The following is a 21,968-nucleotide window of genomic DNA, read 5'->3' on the forward strand; positions in this document are numbered from 1 at the left end:
ATGAATGTGGATTGCCACGACCACGTAGTGGTCTCGCAATGACGTTTTGTACTTTTCTGGAATTTTTAAATTGTCATGGGGTTTATGCATAAGGTGAGTAAAGTTACAAAACTATTCCGGCAAGAGGTAAAATTTATAGCTGGTGTGGCAAAAATAAATCAGTTCCCTAATACATCTGTACCAGAGATTGCCTTTGTTGGTAAATCAAATGTTGGTAAGTCGAGTTTGATTAATAGTATCTGTAATAATTCAAGTATTGCTAAGGTTTCTAATACTCCTGGTCGCACTAGGCAAATAAATTTTTTCTCCCTTATCGATAGACTTATTTTAGTTGATCTTCCTGGATATGGCTTTGCTGAAGTGCCAATATATATCAAACAACAGTGGGAAGTATTAATAACATACTATCTCAGAATGAGTGTAAATCTCAAATTAGTAAATTTGTTGATTGATGCCAGAAGAGGAGTAAAGCAAAATGATATGGAAATTGCTAAATTGTTACTTTCTTGCAATAAAGATTTTCAAATTGTTTTCACAAAGTCAGATAAGGCAACAGATAAAGAAAACCTAACGGCGACAGCACAGAATTTTCTTGCAACTTTGGGCTACTCCTGTAATGTAATTTATACAAGTAGTAGGAGTAAAGAAGGGGAAAAAGAATTGCGGTTTAGTTTGGCAAAATGCATTAAATTGTAAACTCACCTCACGCATGGCATTTAAAAGTCATATAGAAAATAGCTTGGCGTTATTGTATAGGCGTCAGTTTAAGAAAATAAAGTAGAAAAGTCGTCGTTGCGAGCCACCGTAGGTGGCGTGGCAATCCATTTCTAATCACTTTTCTGGATTGCTTCGTCGACCTTACGGTCTCCTCGCAATGACGGTTTTTCAATTATTGTTTTCTCAAACTGACGCTTATGCGTACGTTCGCTCGCAATGACGTTTTAATTGGCAACTCACGTTAATGAAAAAAAATAAGTAATATTACAAAAATAATGAAAACATCTATTAGTGGAGCATAAAAATCTGCTATATTTATAGATATAACCGAATTTGAGTTAAAGGGGATTAATTTATGTCAGGTAGTTTAGTATCAGATCCGTTATTTGTTGGTTTAACAAGACCTGCAATGATATTTGGCGTGAGTATAAAATTTGCAGCACTTAATATGATCATATCGATGTCATTATTTATTCAAAGTAATAGTATTATGAATTTGCTTGTTGCTTTTGTAATTCATATGATAGGGTATGTAATATGTTTTAAAGAACCAAGATTTATAGAATTGTTCTTAAATAAATCTTCTAAATGTAGCCAGTGTCCTAATAAATCATTCTATGGAGCGAACTCATACGGTATTTAAAAGAACAGTTATAAAATGACAAAATGATAAAATTATCTGTAACAAAAACAGCAAAAGAATCGAGTTCTAGGAAAGAAAAACCTACTTCTCACTTTATTCCTTATAAGTGTCATTGGGATAGTAATACTATCTTAACCAAAAATAACGAATTATTACAAGTAGTAAAGATAGGGGGATTTTCCTTTGAAACAGCTGATGATGAAGATTTAGATATTAAAAAAAATATCAGGAATTCTTTGCTTAAAAATATGTCGTCAGGCAACATTGTGATGTATTTCCACACGATCAGGAGGCGTAGACCAGTGATTTTTGATGGGCTGGAATATACCTCTGATCCTACCATAAAAGTACCTAATGATTTCACAACTTATTTATCAAATGAATGGCGTAAGAAACATGCCGGTTCTAGGTCTTTTTTTAATGAGTTGTACGTTAGTATTCTTTATCGACCAGATAAAGCTGGAGTTGCTGTAATCGAGTACTTTGTTAAGAAGTTGATGCAAAAGTCTAATAAATCGGCTTGGGAAAATGACATGCGAGAGATGCAGGACAGTCTACGAGAAATGTCCTCAAGAGTAGTTAACACCTTCTATAGTTATGGTGCTACGCTACTTGGCGTCCACAAATCTAGTAGTGGTTATTGTTGTGATATTATGGAGTTTCTTGGTACTCTGGTAAATTGTGGTTCTTCAATGCAAATGGTTGTTCCCAGAAACTCCATAGACCAATATCTTCCAACCCATAGATTATTTTTTGGTTCTAGATCCATAGAAGCACGTGGTCCAGCGGGTAGAAGATATGCTGGGATACTAAGTATTTTAGAATATGGACCATCTACATCAGCTGGGATATTTGATGGCTTTTTACAAATGCCCTTTGAATTTGTTATGACTCAGAGTTTTATTTTTGCTAATAGAACGGTGGCAATTAATAAAATGCAACTACAACAAAATAGGATGATTCAATCAGACGATAAGGCTGTATCACAAGTTGCCGAAATCTCTCGAGCACTTGATATGGCTACCAGTGGTGATATTGGTTTTGGAGAACACCATTTTTCACTTCTCTGCTCTGATAGTAATTTAAAATCTCTTGAAGATACTTTATCTATGGCTTCTGTTGAACTCTCCAATTCTGGAATTCAACCTGTTAGAGAAAAAATTAATATGGAACCGAGTTATTGGGGACAGCTTCCTGGGAATATGGATTATATAGTAAGAGGTTCGACTATCAATACTTTAAACATGGCTAGTTTTGCATCTATGCATAATTATCCATTAGGTAAGGTTTTTAATAATCACTGGGGAGAATATGTGACTGTACTCGATACTACTTCGGGTACTCCTTTTTATTTCAGTTTTCATGTTAGGGACGTTGGGCATAGTTTGATTATTGGTCCAACTGGGGCTGGTAAAACAGTATTAATGAATTTTTTATGTGCACAAGCACAAAAATTTAAACCGAGAATGTTCTTTTTTGATAAAGATCACGGTGCTGAAATATTTATTAGATCACTTAATGGGGTTTATACCACAATTGATCCGGGGGGAGAATGTAACTTTAATCCCTTGCAACTTGATGATACTGGAGAGAATAGAGCCTTTATATTAGAGTGGCTTAAAGTATTGGTTACTTCTAATGGAGAATCGGTATCATCAGAAGATAATAAGACTTTATCACAAGCAGTAAGCGGTAATTTTAAGCTGCAAAAGAAAGATAGAAGGTTAAAAAATGTTGTAGCATTTTTAGGCATTGATGGTCCTAATAGTTTGGCAGGTAGGATTGCTATGTGGGTTGGGAGAGGTTCGCATGCCAGAATATTTGATAATGAGACAGATAATATTGATTTACAGAAAGCTCGAGTATTTGGTTTTGATATGACAGAGTTGTTAAAAGATCCAGTTAGTCTTGCTCCTGTATTATTATACATCTTCCATAGAATTAGTATTTCTTTAGATGGTCAAAGAACTATGATAGTTCTTGATGAGGCATGGGCTTTGATTGATAATCCAGTATTTGCCCCCAAAATTAAGGACTGGCTAAAAGTTTTGCGTAAGTTAAATACTTTTGTAATTTTTGCTACCCAAAGCGTTGAAGATGCAGCTAAAAGCAGAATCAGCGATACTCTGATTCAACAAACTGCAACCCAAATATTTTTACCCAATCTTAAGGCAACTGATATTTATCGTAGTGCCTTTATGCTTAGTCAACGGGAATATATTTTAATAAAAACTACTGATCCAACATCACGTTATTTTTTAATAAAACAGGGAGTAGATGCGGTTGTTGCTAAAATAAACCTAGATGGTATGAATGATATTATTAATGTTCTTTCTGGTCGGGTTGAAACGGTGTTATTGTTGAATCAGATTAGAGAGCAATATGGTGATGAGCCTGAAAAATGGTTACCTGTATTTTATGAGGAAGTAAAGTCACTTTAGTTAATTTATGCATTACAAACATAGAAAATTATTATTATACTGTAACTTTAGTGTCAGTGGTTTATTGTGTAGTGTTAAAGCATTTGGTAGTATACTGATCTTATGTAGTATACTCAATATTACTGTTATCCATAATAGTTTTGCAGAAGAAAAAGATACTTTAGATACTATAATTGATATTCTTTCAGGTTTGACTTGTGAAACTCAAGGAGTTGGTGACTTATTACGTACAGAATTTTCTCACACTTGTATACCAGGATCGTTTTTTTCCTTTGCTACTGCGAATATAATCTCGCCAGGGGTTTATGCCAATACGATGCTGCGTCTTAAAATAAATGATCATGAATTATTTGATAGAGATTACCCTGGGGGGCAGTGTGCAAGAAATAATAAAATTGATCCAAACGATCCCAAATTAACCTTTGCATTTTGTAATAATATTAAGCTACAAACCGCTAGGATAAAGGCAATAGGTATTTCTGCCATTGCTATTGCTAAAGCCGTATTAACCGGCTCCGATCCATGGAATGATATTATGGAGGCTTGGAAAAGTAATAAGGGCGATTTTCATGTTATTTATAAGGATCAGAAAGATGGTGATACTGATGTAATGTTGGACGTGCTTTTGCCAGTTATTTTTAAAGTAGTAAGGCAAAAGGATACTATGTGTGTAGCTGCTCCTACTATATTGGCAGATTGGGTGCCGGTTGGTTGTAAGTATATTAGAGAGCCCCAACCTGAATCTATATATGCGTCTTTTATGAATCTTAGCGATAATTCTCAAAATGGTTCTAACAAAACTGCTACTGATCCAATGGCGATAGTTGATTGTGGTTTATCAGCCTCTAGTTGTTATCAAAGGGCTTATAATAATTCTAAGACAGCCATAGTTATCTCTGCTCCATTAATTGAATGTATTAAAGAAATGACAGCAAGATTACTGATTAGTAAAGATGTTTGTACATTTGATGATGTTAATAAAGTGATTAATTCCAGTAAAAGGGAGAGTAGTGTATTATTTCAATTTCAGCGTAATATGCACAGAACTGTCACTGCTTTATTAACTATATATGTAATTTTCTTTGGTTTTAAAATCATACTTTCTAGTGAAATTCCACCTAAAAATGAAATAATTAATTTTGTATTAAAAATGTTATTTGTAACCTATTTCTCTGTAGGTATAAATATTAATCCCAGTAGTGGTTCTGACTATAATCGACTAGATGGTATGGTGCAATGGGCTTTTCCTTTGTTATTAGGAGGAATAGATACGCTTGGTGGTTGGGTTATGAATTCTTCCCCATCAGATTTGTGTAAATTTAACCCTGAAGATTATAGCGATAAGAGTCTTTCTTATCTGCCATTATGGGATGCATTAGATTGTCGGGTAAGTCATTATTTGGGATTAGATATACTATCAACGATGATGGTAGAAAATCAATATAGAAATCATGATTTCAAAAGTTTTGACTTTTTTAGTTTTTCAGCTCCACCTTATGTATATTTACTGATTCCTGCTATTATTTCAGGTAACATGACTCTTGTATCTTTGGCACTTTCTTATCCTTTGTTAGTGATATCTGTTGGAGCATTTATGGTGAATGCTACAGTGATGTGCATGATATCCATAGTAATATTGGGTGTTTTAGCACCTCTTTTTGTACCAATGTTTTTATTTGAATATACACGAGGTTACTTTGAATCGTGGGTAAAATTGCTAATATCATTTTTGTTACAGCCTATGGTGGTGGTGACATTTATGATTATGATGTTTTCGGTTTACGATGTTGGTTTTTATGGTCACTGTAAATATACAAGTAAAACCATAAACAATAGTATAGAAAGTGGTGGTGACGGAAAAAGAGCTGTAAAAATATTTTTTGTTGATAATGACTGGAAAAATTATAATAAAGTAGAAGATGTTAAAAGTTGTAAGAATAGCCTAGGTTATATGCTTAATAATCCACTTGCAACAGTTGTTGATTTTGCTAAAGATAACCTAAATGAGATGCTTAAAGAAAAGCCAGGAAGTGGTAGTACAGATAGTTATTTATCTAAATTTCAGTTTCTGCAGGGTATTGTTATGGGTCCCGGTATGTTCTTTGTATCACCAAAATTAATTTTTGAAAAAATTAAAGATATTGTGCTAGCGTTAATTACTGCCTGCTTTACTTTGTATTTAATGTATCATCTTAGTGCTAAATTGGCAGAATTTGCAGCTGATATGACCGAGGGTGTGGCACTTAGTAGTGTTGCAATTCATCCGCAAGCAATATTTAAAGCTGGTATGGCTGCTATTGGAGCAGCTGGAAATATGGCAGGAGATAAAGCAGCCGGAGGAGGGGGGGCTAAGGATTTGGCTGGTGGTGGTAAAGGTGGCGATAAAGGTGAATTAGCTGGAGATAGTAGTAGTACTACTGGTGATGAATCAGTAGGAGATAGCGTAAGTACCGGTGGTTCATCTGGAGCTACTGGTTCAGCAGGAGGTGGAACGAAATCTTTAGGAGGTACTGGAGTTTCTCTGCAAATTCGTCACATTGCAGAAGCTACTGTAGCTGCTGTCAATGAAGGTGGTTCTTCAAGTGGAGGAGGGGGTTCACAGGAATCAAGAAGTAATTTAGAAACGAGTGTTGGTGAAAGTCCTGTTTTAGCGGCAACTACTACAATAGCAGTAACAGATAGTCCTATTGATAAATCACCACCGCTAGCTACCAATAAACAGGAATTAGGTAAGCCCCTAGAAAAAGCAACTCCTGCATCAGCATTGTCAAAAGAGAAAAATGCTTCTGGTGCTTCTGGAGTACTTTCTAAAACTTCGAGAGAAATGGAGGATCACACTTTAAAATCTGGAGATACTGGTTACGTTAAACAAGAAATAAGAAATCGTGAAATAAAAGATAGAAATGCTAAATTAGAGGAACAAGCATTTAAAGATTTCAAAGCAAAATCTATTAAAAATAGAGCAGCTAGACAAGTTATAGCTGATAGTGCTAATGTAAAAGTAAAAAAAGATGGCTCTGATGAAAACTCATAAAGCCACTCACCTTACGCATAAACCTAGTAGCAATTTAAAAATTGCAAAAAAGTACAAGACGTCATTGCGAGGAGGTGCGAGCCAAGAAGCAATCCATAAAACTAACCAAAAATGGATTGCTTCGTCGTGCGGTTCCCGCATTCCTCGCAATGACGTCAGACTATTTTTCCTATGTCTTTTAAATGCCATGTGTAAAGTGAGTAAAGCCATACAAATTTTTATACAATTTTGCTTAATATTTTTTGCAGTTGAGGCTTTTGCTTGTTATGGAGAGCTGTGTCCATCAGTCTCATTTGGAACCGATGATTATTTAAAGAAAAGTACTGCTTACGGTCATATTATGTTTAGTATTGATATGACCAACCCTCTTGCTCCTGATGCTTGCGATCCAAGTGATGCAAAATTTAAATTTTGTCTAAAAAATAAAGAAGGGAGTCCTAAAGAATGTACAGTTATTACTCTTAACTTAAATGACTCTAAGACTCTCGGTGAGTTAAGTGCTGATAATCCTGATTTAGGTGGAAACAGTTTGTTGAAGGATATTATTCTGACAGTAAAAATTGTTGATAGACGCTTATTGTGCCTGGTCATGTCTACTTCAAAAGGACCATTTCCATTGGCTTGTAAGAATACTACCATACCAGCTCCGCCATTGCCGCCAGATGAACAATGTCGGAACATAGGCAAAACTTGTTATATGGGTACTACCAAAAGTCAGTCGTTATTTAATTTTTCTGGGTTAGCTGTAGATTGTATGAAGGAAACTCTGGATAAAGTTTTTTTCCGTTACAGTAACTGTAATCCAAAAAATGATAAAGTTAGTTTGGTTGCCCTTAACCCATTCTCAACCTTTCAAGAATCTTTGAAAATATCTATTAGGGCGGCGTTAATATTATATGTTATGTTTTTTGCTGTTAATATGATTCTAAGTAAGGAATATGGTAATTTGGATAAAATAGCAACTTTTGTTATGAAACTAATAATGGTGACTTATTTTGCTACAGGTATTGGACCAGCTTATTTTAAGGGTGGTAAAGAAACTACTGACAATGGGATGTTGCAGTATGGTTTACCGTTACTTACTGAACTTACTCCACAATTTTCCCAAATAGTTTTTAATTCTGGTGGTTCTAGAGGGTTATGTGAATTTGATGCTAAGAAATATAAAAATGGTTATAGTTTTTATGCCCTTTGGGATGCTGTTGATTGTCGGATAGCTTATTATTTGGGTATGGGGTTAATCTATAATACAGAAGCTATTTTAAATAACGTTCCTAGTACTGTATCGGACAGCAATTTTAAAAAACCTGGTAGTGAAGCTCCGGATGATTTGGGTAAGGTGGGGGCATTCAGATTTTTTACTGTATTATTTGGCTTTTTATTAGCTGGTAATATCATAATAGTAGTATCTGGGCTAATATTTTCTGTAATATTTGTCTCAATAATTTTATATTTTTTAACCCATTACCTAGTATGTTTAGTTACCATATATGTCATGACCTATATTTCTCCTATATTTATTCCTATGGCTTTATTTACCAGAACCAAAGCATATTTTGACGCATGGCTAAAAATTTGTATATCTTGTGCATTGCAACCTGCGGTAGTAGCTGGTTTTATTGCTTTGCTGCTTACTATGTACGATTCGGCAATATACAAAAATTGCCAGTTTATGAGGCATAATTATGTACATAATGAGGTTCAGTTTAGTACTTTTGAGCTTAGATTGCCAATAGATAAACCTGAAGATTGTAGAAATAGTGCTGGGTATAAATTATTACAATATTATTCAGGAGTAGGTTGGGAAAATCATCTTTTAAGTTTTTTCCCAATTAAATCAATTGTTACAGATATCTTCTCATTGATGATAGATTTACTATATGTACTAGTTTTCTCAATTATTTTTTATTATTTCTCAAAATCAATTAGTCAGTTTGCAGCTGAGCTTACTGGAGGACCGATCATGGATTCTGTAACAGCTAGTCCTACTAAGATAGTTGACATGGTTAAGAAAGGGATAGACTTTATTGCAGATGCTTCAGAAAAATCAAGCGGAAAAGTACCCGAAAAGGATCCCGTAGAAAAACCAAGGAAAGGAGGAGAAGAAGCAAAAGATTCTAGTAGTGGTGGTATGAGTGGAGGTGGTAGCGATATGGGTGTAGGTGGTGGCGGTGGTGGTATGAGTCCTGGTGGTGCTGGGTAATGGCTAGAATTAACCATAATAACATTATGATGCCGTCATTGCGAGGAGTACAAAAACCCCTAACGTCATATATGGCATCCAATGAACAATGGATTGCCACGACCACTACGTGGTCTCGCAATGACGGAAGCACTTCTATCCCAATGTCATTGCGAGGAGGTCGTAAGACCGACGAAGCAATCCAAAAAGTGATCAGAAATAGATTGCCACGACCACTACGTGGTCTTGCAATGACGAGTACTTTTACCCAAACGTCATTGCGAGGAGTGCTAAAGCACAACGAAGCAATCCATACAAGCTTCATAGATTGCCACGCTCACATACGTTCGCTCGCAATGACGCCACAAGGTAGATTGAGTCTGTCCTATAGTTTGTGTAAGTTGCAAAGAAAGCAGTAAGAGATTACTGTAAAAAAGTAACTTAAGCAAGCAAGGAGGAATTATGGCTAAAAAATTAGATACAGATAAAGATACATTAAACATCAGTAATCAGCTAGTAGAAGAATTATTATCAAAAGCAGATCCATCGGAGTTATTTGGTCGAGATGGTTTATTTCAACAGCTAAAGAAGCAAATAGTTGAGAAAATATTAGCAAGTGAGTTGGATCATGAATTAGGATATTCAAAACATAGCAAGATGCCAAAAGTAGATAATAATCGTCGTAATGGTAGCTATGAGAAGACAGTAATTGATGGGGATGGTCGTAAGCTGACAGTAGAAGTACCAAGAGATCGGGAAGGAGAGTATAATCCTCAATTAATACCAAAAGGGCTGAGGAGATTTAATGGATTTGATGAGAAAGTGATATCCCTTTATGGTCGCGGTATGACAGTCAGCGAGATCCGAGGGCATTTAGAAGAAATATATCAAACTGATGTATCTGGTGACTTGATATCCACCATAACAGATGGGGTAATAGAAGAAGTAACTAGGTGGCAAAATCGTTGTTTAGATAGGGTGTATCCAATATTATACTTGGACTGTATCTATGTAAAATCTAGAGACAATCACATAGTAATAAATAAAGCAGTATATTTAGCACTTGCTGTAAATATAGAAGGGAAAAAGGAGTTACTTGGCATTTGGATAGGCAAAAATGAAGGTGCTAAATTTTGGATGCAAGTAGTTACTGAGTTAAAGAATCGAGGAATTGAACAAATTTATGTTGCTTGTGTGGATGGTTTAAAGGGCTTTCCAGAAGCTATAAGCAGTGTATTCCCGAGTACTATAGTACAATTATGTATTGTACATATGGTTCGCAATTCAGTAAAGTATGTGTCATATAAAGATTTAAAAGAGGTCACATCAGATCTAAAACAAATTTATACAGCTAATAATGACGAAATGGCACGTTTAAAACTTCAGCAATTTGGTGTAAAATGGGATAAAAAATATCCGGTAATTTCTGATATTTGGCAACGTAATTGGTCTGGGATAATACCGTTTTTTGCCTTTCCTGAAGAGAACAGAAAGGTAATTTATACTACTAACACTATAGAATCTGTAAATCGTCAAATTAGAAAAATCATCAAAAATAAGGGGGTGTTTCCAGATGATAAGTCAATTCAAAAAATAATATTTTTATCCCTACAAAATGCAGCCAAAAAATGGACCATGCCTATTAAAGATTGGTCTTTAGCTTTAAATCAATTTGAAATACTTTGTGGAGATTTTAAATATGATTTATTGGAAAATAAAAAATGAACTTACACAAATTAAATGATTGACTCGGTAGATTACTTTGTTTGGGCGTCACACCTTCTTGTAATTACGTCAATTTGTTATGGATAAATACTAATGGGGTTAGCTATAACTTGGATATTATCATATGAAAGGAAATTTATCAAAACTTATAATGTTACTAGGTCTAATTGCTTTATTGGTTAGCCTTGTTATGGTAGTGCTTGCGATGATAGGATCAGTAAAAATTACTAATGGTTGTCTTATGAGATATGATGACACACAGGGTGGTAATACCGATTATATTACTAATACGCTAATGCTTAATGCAACAGGAAACTATACTGTTATTACTGAAACAAACCCAGATGGTTCGCTCAATACTAAATATGATCCTAACCATTACGGAGAATGGTTAAATACTAACCTAGCTGTTACAAATGAGCAGGAGATTCAGTTTTCAATAAAAGGGAATATAAGTCTCTGCAGGGCTTATATTCCCCCAAATAATATCCAACAACTTTCAGATTTGGATAGCAATGGTAACAGAATTGCCATTCCTAGAGTTGAAGAAACTAATGTGGAACCGTTATCTTTAATTTTTGATGCTAAAACTGATGAATGGCGAAATATAGCTGAATTATTTGCTAATGATGAGGTTGTAATATCAATTTTGTCGGATCAAAAGAAATTGCCAGATATGGTTAATGTTAGTGTAAAAAATATCTTTAAGTTTGTTAAGCAAGATGGTGAATCTAAAAATTTTATAGAAACAGCAGATTGCTCGGAAGGGAAGAGAGAATACAAACCATTATGTGGTAGATATTCAATATATTCTGGGAAGTATGTTAGTGGTTGTAAATGGGTTGATGGTTTATATAATGGCCCCAGTGTAAGGTCCTGTCCTTCTGGTTGTTTTTTGGGTTGTATGGAACTAATTGGTGGTTTTTGTACTGTAGCATTTGGTTGTTGTGAAACCTATAGCTGCCCTAAAGACGGGGCTTGGGTTAATGATATGAAGGAAGCACCAGAACCTTATCGAGATGATGGTTTTTTTACATCTCCTTGGTCTAGTGATGTTGGAAAATTATTTACGGATTTTCATCCGGAATGTTCTAATAATTCAAATATTCCATCTTCTACATGCCCAGATGTTGATCATAGTATTAAAGATAAAGACTATATACAAGGAGACTACCAGAAAAAAAGACATTTTTGGTATGCCGCTCCAACAGGTCTATTATACAGACTCGATAATAGTGGGACTCCATCTAAATCTCCAGGAACAGTCTATATGTTTGCTAAAATAAATGATAAAGACAAGGGAAATGATAGTAAGGTGGCTAATAGTAAATATCAAATTATTTATAACGATATTATAACCGCTACAGCAAAAAGCTATTTACAATATCGTTTTTGGTCAAAATATTCTGATTATAGCCAAAATACTGGTGGTTATGTGTTAAATATTAAGCAAACTAAATGTCGAAGAAGTAATGGTAATAGTTTTGATGATGTTATAGAGAATCGTGGTAGAGTACAGTATTTAATAATGCCGTATGGTGAAAATCCTAACAAGACTAGTACAATTTATAGCACTACTAATATTCAAGTGAAAGATGCAGATGGTAATGCAAAAATTACGGCGAATGATACTGGATATTTATGGATGAGAATTTACAATGCAAAAGAGGATTATAAAGAAAGTTATGGTAGGTATAAAGTAGAATTTCGTACATCACAAAAGGTGGGTAGCTTTACTTTTAATGTTCTAAATCCTTTATTTGAGTTGTTAAAAGGAAAAATCAAGGATGCTGCGGTAACGATTTTTAAGAACATGACTTGCTATGGTGGTGGAACTACTACTTGTAGTAACTTTTTTAACTATATAAAAGCAGTATTAATTCTTTACGTTATGTTATATGGGGCAATGTTTTTACTAGGCATGGTTAAAATCAATCAACAGGATTTGATAATTAGGATAGCAAAAATTGCCATAGTTAGTGGATTAATGAATGAGAGTACTTTTAGATTTTTTAATGAATATATATTTGATTTTATCACTAATTTTTCAGATGGGATAATCTCTAATATGAGTGGTTATAGTATGTTTTCATCTACGGATAAGATATCAAATCCTTTTATGTTCTTAGATGCATTAATGAGTAAAATATTATTTAGTAAAACTTTTGCTGGTCAAGTGCTATCTTTATTATCAATGGGCCTTAGTGGACTGATTTATTTTGTTATACTATTTATTAGTATAATTATAGTAATCATTACCGTTCTTCGGGCGGTAGCAGTTTATATTATGGCATTTATGGCAACAGCTTTATTAATCGGCATAGCTCCACTATTTCTTACATTTATGCTATTTGATTTTACTAGATATTTATTTGATAATTGGGTGCGATTTACTTTTAGATATATGATAGAACCGGTAATCTTAATGGCAGGAATTATTATACTTACTCAGTTGTTTACAATTTACTTGGATTTTACAACTGGTTATAGTGTGTGTTGGAAATGTGCTTTACCAATAAAAATTCCATTCCCTGCCATTCCGGGTCTTCCTGCAATTTTCTCTAATTTAGAGATTTTTTGTATTAATTGGTTTGCACCTTGGGGGATGGATCCTCGTTCTGGGATGATGGGCTTGAATATGCAACATTATATTGCTTTGATTATCATTTCCTATGGAATGTATGGTTATGTTGAGTTTTCTGGGCAGATGGTGGCAAAATTGACTAGTACTGCTGGACCTTCTGCTACCTCTATGGGACAAAATATGTCATCGGCAATGGAGCAAGGAGCCTTGAAAAAAGTTGGTTTAGACAAACAAGGAAGAGATGCAATCAAGCAAGATGCTAGTAAAAGATTAAAAGATAGGAATAAAGCCCTTGATAAGGGTAATAAAGCTAGATCAAAAGTTGATACCAAGGATAGTGATGGTAAAAATAAGGCTGAAAGTTCAAATAATAGTGAAGGTGGTGAAAGTGCTTCTAATACGAGTCCGAAATAATAATTGAAAATAAGTGAATAGGATGAGAAATTTTAGGTATTTAATTTTGTTGGTAGATTTACTAGACTTCCTGCATAAGTCAAAGATAGTTGAGGGATTTTTAGGAAAAACGAAGCCTGCTACCCTCGCGTACATAGACGATTGTTCGGAGCGGAGGCGAGTTTTGACGACAAAATCACCAACTAGATTGACTTATGCAGGAAGTCTACTATTTAAGGGGCAAATATTTATTGCCTTAGTAGTTCTCTTAGCCTTTCATCCTGCCAAAGCCGATGATAGTAAATATGATTGGATGAATTCAACTTTAAGTGGGCTTGGTGCTTTATTTGCGACATGTCTAGAAGTACCAAAATTTAATGGTATGCAAGAAGGCAGAATTTCTTTAGACTTGGCAAAACCCAATACATGGAATTCTACCGGTAACTACGTTAAAAAAGATAGAGCAATTAAGTTTGAATGGAGTACTAGGGGAGCTGTAAGTAATCCAAGAAAATATTTGGTGATTTACCTTATAGACCCAAGGTTCAATAAACCTCAAATATTTATTAAAACTTTTAATTATTTAACTAATAAGTATGAAGCTACTGATTTTCCAGGATTTAAGTCAACTGATCAAACGAAAGATTATGCAACTTTAGCATTTAATAAAATGCAAAATTATGTAGACTATTTTAATTTTGCTAAAAACAGACAAAAAATTCATATAGAACAAGGTGATGTAATAAACATAACTCTTGCAGCAGCGGGAGAGTTTTTTAGTGCAGCTACTGACAAAGATATGTTAAAAACAGAACTTGATAGTAATACGTTGGGAATAGCGTCACTTTATACTAATAGTAACATTGATAATAAAATATTATATTCAACTACAGAAAAATTATGTAATGTTATTGATCCCTTAAGAAGCTTAGAGTGTACTGGTACTGGAGTAAATACCAAATATAGGACATTAGATAAGCTAATATTAGTTGGTAAGCCATTAACTCAATCATCTATAGACCGTATGAATAATTTACGTGTTACAAATTGTCCTAATTCTGTTAATGATAATGATCCAGTGTGCTTCTATGATCAAGGAAGAGGAATGAAGATATCGCTAGGTGGGAATGTCATAAAGGGAGAAGCAGAAAGTTTTGTATATTCTGAATCTTTAAAAAAGAATTTCTTATATTACAAGTCTAACGTTGCCGGAAATTTGGATTTTTCAACTAATTGGTCAATTCAAGGTATGTTTACTGCTCTGGATAAGCCTCTAATGAGTGATTGGACTAGCTTTTCTAGTCTTGGTGAGCTTAGTTCTTATATTAATGGTTCTACTGTAGATTTGAGTGCTAAATTCTTACATTTTGGACGCTACATTATGATTGTAGAAGTAGGTAATGGTGATAAGGCTATTAGTAATACTCAACAAAAAAACATAGAAGTTGAATATGCTATAATGGAAGATGGTGGAACACCAGATGAAAAATCGACCGTTGGAACACAAATTACCCAAGATTTTTCAATTGATGCTGAAAAAGATGGCTATTTATGGGTTAGAGTCAAGAACCCTAATAAAGAGGTGAGGGGAGAAATTAGTGTAAATTATGCTAATTACACTGGAAGCACTTGGTTCTCAGATATCGTATATAAAGGAGCCGTTAAACCTATTACTGATAGTTTTCATAATTTTACTTGGCATTTCTATACTAAACTAACTACTAAAAATGTAACGTTACGACGAATCATAAAATCAGTATTAGTTCTCTATGTAATTATATATGCGTTAACCTTTTTAGCAGGTGCTACCCAGATAACGGCTAAAGATTTATTAACTAGGTTTATAAAAATAGCTTTGGTAGCAGTGCTACTAGGAGAAAATAGTTGGAGCTTTTTTAATGATTATTTATTTAGTGCTTTTATTGAGGGTACTGACTATATAATGAGCAATATATCAGGACTCACTAGTTCTAAGTCTAATATTTTTGGTTTTATTGATCCAATATTTGACAAATATACCAATGGTAGATTTTGGTTATTATTGTTCATACAGCTATTACAAATCCATAATGGTCTTATTGTTGTTGCTATCATAACTATTTATTCTCTTACACTCTATTTTAGAGCTATTTTAGAAGTTATTATAGGTTACGTTATAGCATATATTGGTTTGTCAGTTATGATCTCTTTAGCACCATTTTTTATAATCTTGCTATTATTTGAAAAGACTAAAAGTATATTCGATAACTGGCTATCTACTTTATTTGGTTATATGATGCAACCAAGCATATTATTAATATTCTTTCTATTAATAGATCAAGTGATGTCGGAACAACTTTTAAAAATTGTAGTTAGAGCATGTTGGAATCCAGGATTCTTACCAATAGCTATAGGTTTAGATTTAACACATATAGATATACCAATTAATTTTTCTTTTAGTTTGCCATTTTTACCTGGGATACCTTTTTTTAGTCCATCAGTTGCAGAAATTAATGATTTAAACGATTTATTAAATTCTACAGGTACATTTTTGGTAATATTTACCAGTTGTTTGTTATTCTATGCTTATTGCCTAATGGCTCATGGGCTTGTGGATTATGTTACTATAGTGGTTGCCCAATTGACGAACATAACCCCTACAAGACAGGAGGGGAATTTCCAAGAGCCTGATAATCCTACAAAATCTATTATGCAGGATATGGGAACTGTAGCAAAACCTATTAAGGATATAGCTTTTGCCCCAGCGAGAATATTTAAAGATAAAGTAATAGATCAAAATTATAAAGCAAAGGGTAGAGAGGACTCTGAAAATAAAAAAGAATATACAGGCAAAATATTTGCCTCAAGACATGATTCAGATGGTGGTGGAGCAGGTGGTGTATCTAATAAAACAGAATAATTACTATAGTTTGGCGTCATGGTTCAGAGCTACTTTACTAGCATTGAAGCAATCCAGGAAAGTGATTAAAAATGGATTGCTTCGATCATTACATGGTCTCGCAATGACAGTGTATGTACCTCAAACGTCATTGCGAGGAGCTACTTTAGTAGCGACGAAGCAATCCAGGAAAGTTATTAAAAAGGGATTGCTTCAATCATTACATGGTTTCGCAATGACGGCTTGTACTTTTCTACAACTTTTAAATTGTCACGGGGTTTATGCTTAAGGTGAGTTACTATTTAAGTCTAGGGTTCTATAAATGAAGAATATTTGTACTATTTTATTAATTTCTATATTTTGCCTTTCAGGATGTACTGGAGATAGGTGTATTGATGCAGATGATTTTGGTTTTATAAAATTTGTAATTTCTTCAAGATACAAAAAAGAACAGTTAAGTGAGCAACAAAAAGATAATCAATCAGCTCCTTGGATCGATACTGGATATAGTGTAAATGGTCAACCACTTACTATATTAGTAAAAACTTGGGATTTTGCCAAAGGAGATAAAAATAGCCCTTCAGAATTATCAGCTTGGTGTGCATGGTATGGTCAGGAAAATAATACCAATACTTTATCTGAATTTTGCAAGAGATTACAAGAATGCCAATTTATAGATGGCATAATGTGTACTAATACTAAGGATGCAAAAGTTAGTAATGCCCCATGCTTATTTAAAAATGGAGTGGGGTTATATTTATTGATTGCTGAGCGTGGTACAGACCCTAATATTTCATTTCAGAAACAACGTGCACCAGATGGTATTACTGCCCATCTTGGTAAGCCTACTGTTAATCTGTATGACCTTACTAAAAGAGGTGAGTTAGTAAAAGCTGGGGGGATAAGTTATAATTATGAAAATGTCAAGAAAGAGTATTACGATAAATCTCCATTATATTTCAAGATTTTAGACAAGTTTTACGATGATAATAATGGTCAGTATCGTGTAGTTATTAAATCTGGGGTTAATGATACTAGACCAGATCCTATTGACTTTTTAATAAATTTAATAAAAGTTGAGTTATTTGGTAAAGGAGAGGAACATGGGTTAGTTAGGAAAATTTACGAAAATATTATTAAAAAACCAGGGTATCGTTTATCTGTTTCGGCTTTGTTGACTTTGTATGTTATATTTACAGGCTTTTCTTTTCTAATTGGCAATGTTAATCTCACCCATACTGAGTTAATAATTAGAATAGTAAAAATTAGTATAGTATCTACTTTACTTAGTTCTACTATTAGCTGGCAATTTTTTCATGATTATTTGTTTGTGTTTTTTGTAGAAGGGGTAGAGCAAATATTACAAATAATTAAACAGACTGCTGCGACTGGACCAGGTTCTTGGAGTATAATAGGCTTGATGATTGCTCCACAAACTATGGCAAAATTATTTTCATTACTGTTTGTCGATCCATTAGGGTTTATATATATAATTCTATTCCTGATAGCTCTTTATTATATCTTCATGATGGTATTTAAGGCTACTATTATATATCTTACGGCATTGATAATTATTGGGATGATTATCATAATGGCACCAATATTCATTTGTTTTATGTTATTTGGTATCACCCGCTCATTGTTTGATAACTGGTTAAGGCAGCTGATATCATATGCTATACAACCGATTATATTATTTACTGGTCTAGCATTTATTTCAATGATTATCAGAACAGAAATATATTCTTCACTTGGTTTTGGTGTATGTAAGTATGACTTCCCAAATTTAGGTCCGATAAATGAATTATTTGGTAGTGTTAATGAAGACCTAGATACTAGTCTTGGAGACTCGATATTTTATTGGTGGTTTCCATCTCCAATGAAAGGTAACCAATTTAGTAAAGCAAGAGCTGATATATTAGTACCTGTTGATCATCGTGTAAGGGATAATTCGCCAGAAGGTAGTTCGCCGGAGGGTAGACTATGTTCAGCTTATGAATGTCAGGAGAATAGATATATTGAGTTACCATTTTTAGATCCAGTCAAAGATTTAGCAAGAATTAACAACTTTTTTAATGGTAAATTTGTTCAGTTGGATGGATTATTGTTAATTTTTGTATGTGTTTATTTACTAAGTAAATTTAATGATATAGCTGTTTCAAGTGCTAAATTCTTATCTAGCACATCAGGTAATCTAACAAAATTACAAGCGGTTGGACAAGCTGCCTTTGCCCCTATTCAGCAACAAATAGAGAGACCTGCAAACTATGCTTTTGGGGATGTCAAGAAAAGGGTGGATCAACAAGTTGAGAAGGTAAGTATGTTTGTTGCCAGTGAGTATGAAAGTTGGAAGATGGGGGGTGTAGAACGAGAGGCACTTGACCCCAAATCAGTAAATTCGAGTGTTTTAAGTGAAGTAAAAAGAAATTACGGTATAGACTATAAAGACGTTAATGTTAAAGCTGAAAGTGATTATCACAGAGCTATTAACGAGGTTATGAAAACCATTAAACCTGATGAATCAGTTAAAGAATTTACTGGCAGTAGTTATTCAGCACTTCGAGATCATTTAGCAGCTCTTAAATTTGGTGAAGGTAAAAAATATGATTCTCTTAATGAAGATCAAAAGAAACAACTTAATGAGTCAATGAAAACTAAAGATGGTAAGAGTTTAGGAGAATTAGCCAGTGATGCAAAGTTTACCAAAGATTTCCAACAGGCTTATATGAACTCGCATCAAGAAATGTCAAAAAGAGGAATAGGATTATTTGGTAAAAATATAGCTCCTCTCAGAAGTTGGCAAGAGATTAACAAGCGTGTTGAGGAAAAGAAAGCGTTACGGGATAAAAAACGTAGGAATATAGGGGAGAAAATATATGCTGGTTATGAAGGGTTAAAGCGGGAAGCTCTGACGGCTGTTGTTGGTAAGGATTTACGTGATGCTTTTGAGGGGAACTTGACTGGGGCTGAGTGGGAAGATTTTAATTATAATGATCCAAGACTTAGAACCCATAATGAATCACTTAAGGATGACCAACGAGCTTTGGAACATCAAAAACTTAAGACAAAAATCAATAAAGAAACTATAGCTGTTCAGGAAGATATCGCATCTCCTGAATATTTAGCTAAACTTGAATTACAGGGTAGAACAACAGATATTGATTATTATGAACAATTAACCAACAAAGATCTTTCCTTTCAGGTATATAATGCTCTTGCTCAAGGTGAAAATGATGGAGAAAATCCAGTATTAATGGGGGAAAGATTTATGCGAGAGAAAGCAACAGATACTCAAACTCGTGAAATGATTGACAATGCCCATAAGATTGAGCAAAGAATGATTGATGAGGATAGATATATACGTAGACAAGAACATTATGATATTATGCGTGAGAAAGCCGAAAGTAATGGTGATAGTCAATCTTTAGAATATAGTAAAGCAGTACTGAAGAGAATAGAAGAAAGAAAAGAGCTTATTAAAAGTGAAGTGAAATCGCATGTTGATGGGATCAATCAATATCGTTTAGCTGCTAAAATGTCTAAATATGAAAAGGATTATAGCTAACCCAGCTGTTCATCCTTTATGACATCTAACTTTTTTGTCATTTCCGCGAAAGTTTCCTGACTTCGGAAAATAGTTAAAGATAAGTGTATAGAAAAAGTAGGAGAAAAAGGGTTTTGTTAATTAGAGAGCGTTTGTTGTGCCTCCGTATATTTTTATTATTGACATACAATATTTTAGTAGATATACTAACCAACAATTAGTTTTAAATATGCTACCGATATGTTTGTTAGAGTCAAAAAATCTGCTACCCGTAATGTTAACGCTGTTCAACTAGTGGAAGGGATACGCGATCCCATAACTAATAAAGTAAAACAACGGGTTGTTCGATATATTGGTAGTGCATCAGACCAAGAAGAAATAACTAAACTAATAGAGCTTGCTGAATTCATTAAGGTTGAAATCACTAGGCTCTCCCGACTTCCGCAAAAAAATGTTGAAAGATGGGAAGAGAGGATATGGAGGAGCCATAGAGCTGGGAAATGATTTTTTCAGGCGACTTGTTGTGCCTAGTAAATAATTTGTTGTTGACTTTGGTTTTTGTTATGCTATAAATATATTATTACATATTAACTCTACAATTACCCAAATGTACATACGTCGTAAAAAAACTATAGTACCCTACAATTTTGAGAAGATGAAGAAGAATGGTTGATTTAGAGTGGTGTGAAGTAGTATAAGGTAGGTATTTTTATAACAAAATGCATAATATAATACTTCAAGAATTGATTTTATATATAGACGGAAATAAATCAAGATTAAAATGTTTGGTTGGTATGGTAATTAGTTTGCTGACGGGCAGCTCAATTTATCAAAAAGGTTTAGCACTTGGTATTTTAGGTGATGCTAAAGCGACGTCAAAAACTCATAGAATTTATCGTTTTTTAAAAGATTTTAATTTTGATTATATGAAGGTTGGCTATTTGCTATTAAGCTTTTTTGCTTCAAAAAATTATGTCGTAGCAATGGATAGGACAAGTTGGAAATTTGGTAAATCCGATATTAATATTTTATTTTTAGTAATGGTAATTGGTAAAATATCGGTGCCAATATTCTGGAAGACTTTGTCGCATGGTGGCGGGTGTTCTGCAGAATTTATGAAGGAATTTTTACAGAAATTTATTAATAATTTTGGCGTTGAAAGAATAAAATATTTGCTTGCTGATAGAGAATTTATGAATAAAGAATGGTTAGACTTTCTGATAAATAACCATCTAAAGTTTGTTATTCCATTAAAAATGGATCATAAAATTCGTCTTACAAAAGGTTTAAGAACTTTAACCATTGAAAGAATATTTAGTGATGTTAAAGCCTTAGAGTATAGGGCTTGTAGTGGTATATTATGGAATAGAAAGGTTAATTTTACCGCATATAGAAATGATAAGAGCGAGCTGATGGTTCTGGTGTCTTCAATTGAAATAGAGCAAGATATTTTTGCTTTATATAAATTTTGTTGGAGTGTTGAACGACTATTTTTGCACCTAAAAAGCGGTGGTTTTGATATTGAAAAAAGTCACATTGTAAAATTGGATAGATTTGAAAAATTATTAGTGATAACTGCTATTGCTTCAGCTTTAATAGTCAAAAATGGAATAATACAAAATGCCTTAAATCCCATCCGAATAAAACGGTACAAAACCATTGAAAGACAATTGTTTTCATTATTTACCTATGGCTTTGATCATATCAAAAATGCTTTTTATCAATCTACAACAGCCATAACGCAGCTAATATCCACATTATTAATACCTCCCAAACAAAAACTTTTTTCTATCCTAATACCATCTTTACAAAAATTGTAGGGTACTA

The 21,968-nt window shown here is 33.8% G+C and carries 10 protein-coding genes and 1 pseudogene; all 11 read left to right on the forward strand.

Annotation, left to right across the window (positions count from 1 at the left end; translation table 11 throughout):
* Nucleotides 1–84: 84 nt before the first annotated feature.
* The 11 genes and pseudogenes from yihA to NBW66_RS07980 all read left to right on the forward strand — a co-directional run bounded on the left by yihA (nt 85) and on the right by NBW66_RS07980 (nt 21,961).
* On the forward strand, nt 85–696 hold the full coding sequence (gene yihA, locus NBW66_RS07930; protein WP_250310630.1) for a ribosome biogenesis GTP-binding protein YihA/YsxC: 612 nt from the start codon (nt 85–87) through the stop codon (nt 694–696).
* 376 nt (nt 697–1,072) lie between these two features.
* Nucleotides 1,073–1,360 (forward strand): VirB3 family type IV secretion system protein, encoded by a 288-nt coding sequence (locus tag NBW66_RS07935; RefSeq protein ID WP_094648608.1) that lies wholly within the window; start codon nt 1,073–1,075, stop codon nt 1,358–1,360.
* 26 nt (nt 1,361–1,386) lie between these two features.
* The gene (locus NBW66_RS07940) at nt 1,387–3,801 is read left to right on the forward strand and encodes a VirB4 family type IV secretion/conjugal transfer ATPase (RefSeq protein ID WP_250312163.1); all 2,415 of its coding nucleotides are present in this window, start codon (nt 1,387–1,389) and stop codon (nt 3,799–3,801) included.
* Nucleotides 3,802–3,808: 7 nt separating this feature from the next.
* Entirely contained in the window at nt 3,809–6,835 is a 3,027-nt protein-coding gene (locus NBW66_RS07945; protein WP_250310631.1) for a TrbL/VirB6 family protein, read from the forward strand.
* Between the two features lie 187 nt (nt 6,836–7,022).
* Entirely contained in the window at nt 7,023–9,038 is a 2,016-nt protein-coding gene (locus tag NBW66_RS07950; protein ID WP_410525831.1) for a TrbL/VirB6 family protein, read from the forward strand.
* 441 nt (nt 9,039–9,479) lie between these two features.
* Nucleotides 9,480–10,742, forward strand: a complete 1,263-nt coding sequence (locus NBW66_RS07955; protein WP_250310633.1) for an IS256 family transposase — start codon at nt 9,480–9,482, stop codon at nt 10,740–10,742.
* Between the two features lie 124 nt (nt 10,743–10,866).
* Complete coding sequence (locus tag NBW66_RS07960; RefSeq protein ID WP_410525787.1) at nt 10,867–13,740, forward strand: TrbL/VirB6 family protein; 2,874 nt, start codon at nt 10,867–10,869, stop codon at nt 13,738–13,740.
* A gap of 223 nt (nt 13,741–13,963) precedes the next feature.
* The gene (locus NBW66_RS07965) at nt 13,964–16,618 is read left to right on the forward strand and encodes a TrbL/VirB6 family protein (protein ID WP_410525832.1); all 2,655 of its coding nucleotides are present in this window, start codon (nt 13,964–13,966) and stop codon (nt 16,616–16,618) included.
* A 301-nt stretch (nt 16,619–16,919) separates the two neighbouring features.
* A complete protein-coding gene (locus tag NBW66_RS07970) occupies nt 16,920–20,162 on the forward strand; it encodes a TrbL/VirB6 family protein (RefSeq protein WP_250310636.1) in 3,243 nt (1,080 codons plus the stop codon).
* 219 nt (nt 20,163–20,381) lie between these two features.
* A pseudogene (locus NBW66_RS07975) lies at nt 20,382–20,597 on the forward strand (IS1634 family transposase); the annotation flags it as partial.
* Between the two features lie 263 nt (nt 20,598–20,860).
* Nucleotides 20,861–21,961, forward strand: coding sequence for a transposase (locus NBW66_RS07980; RefSeq protein ID WP_250310625.1), 1,101 nt, complete (start codon nt 20,861–20,863; stop codon nt 21,959–21,961).
* Nucleotides 21,962–21,968: the final 7 nt, after the last annotated feature.

Source organism: Rickettsia endosymbiont of Oedothorax gibbosus, from assembly GCF_936269705.1.
In the GTDB taxonomy this organism is placed as follows: domain Bacteria; phylum Pseudomonadota; class Alphaproteobacteria; order Rickettsiales; family Rickettsiaceae; genus Tisiphia.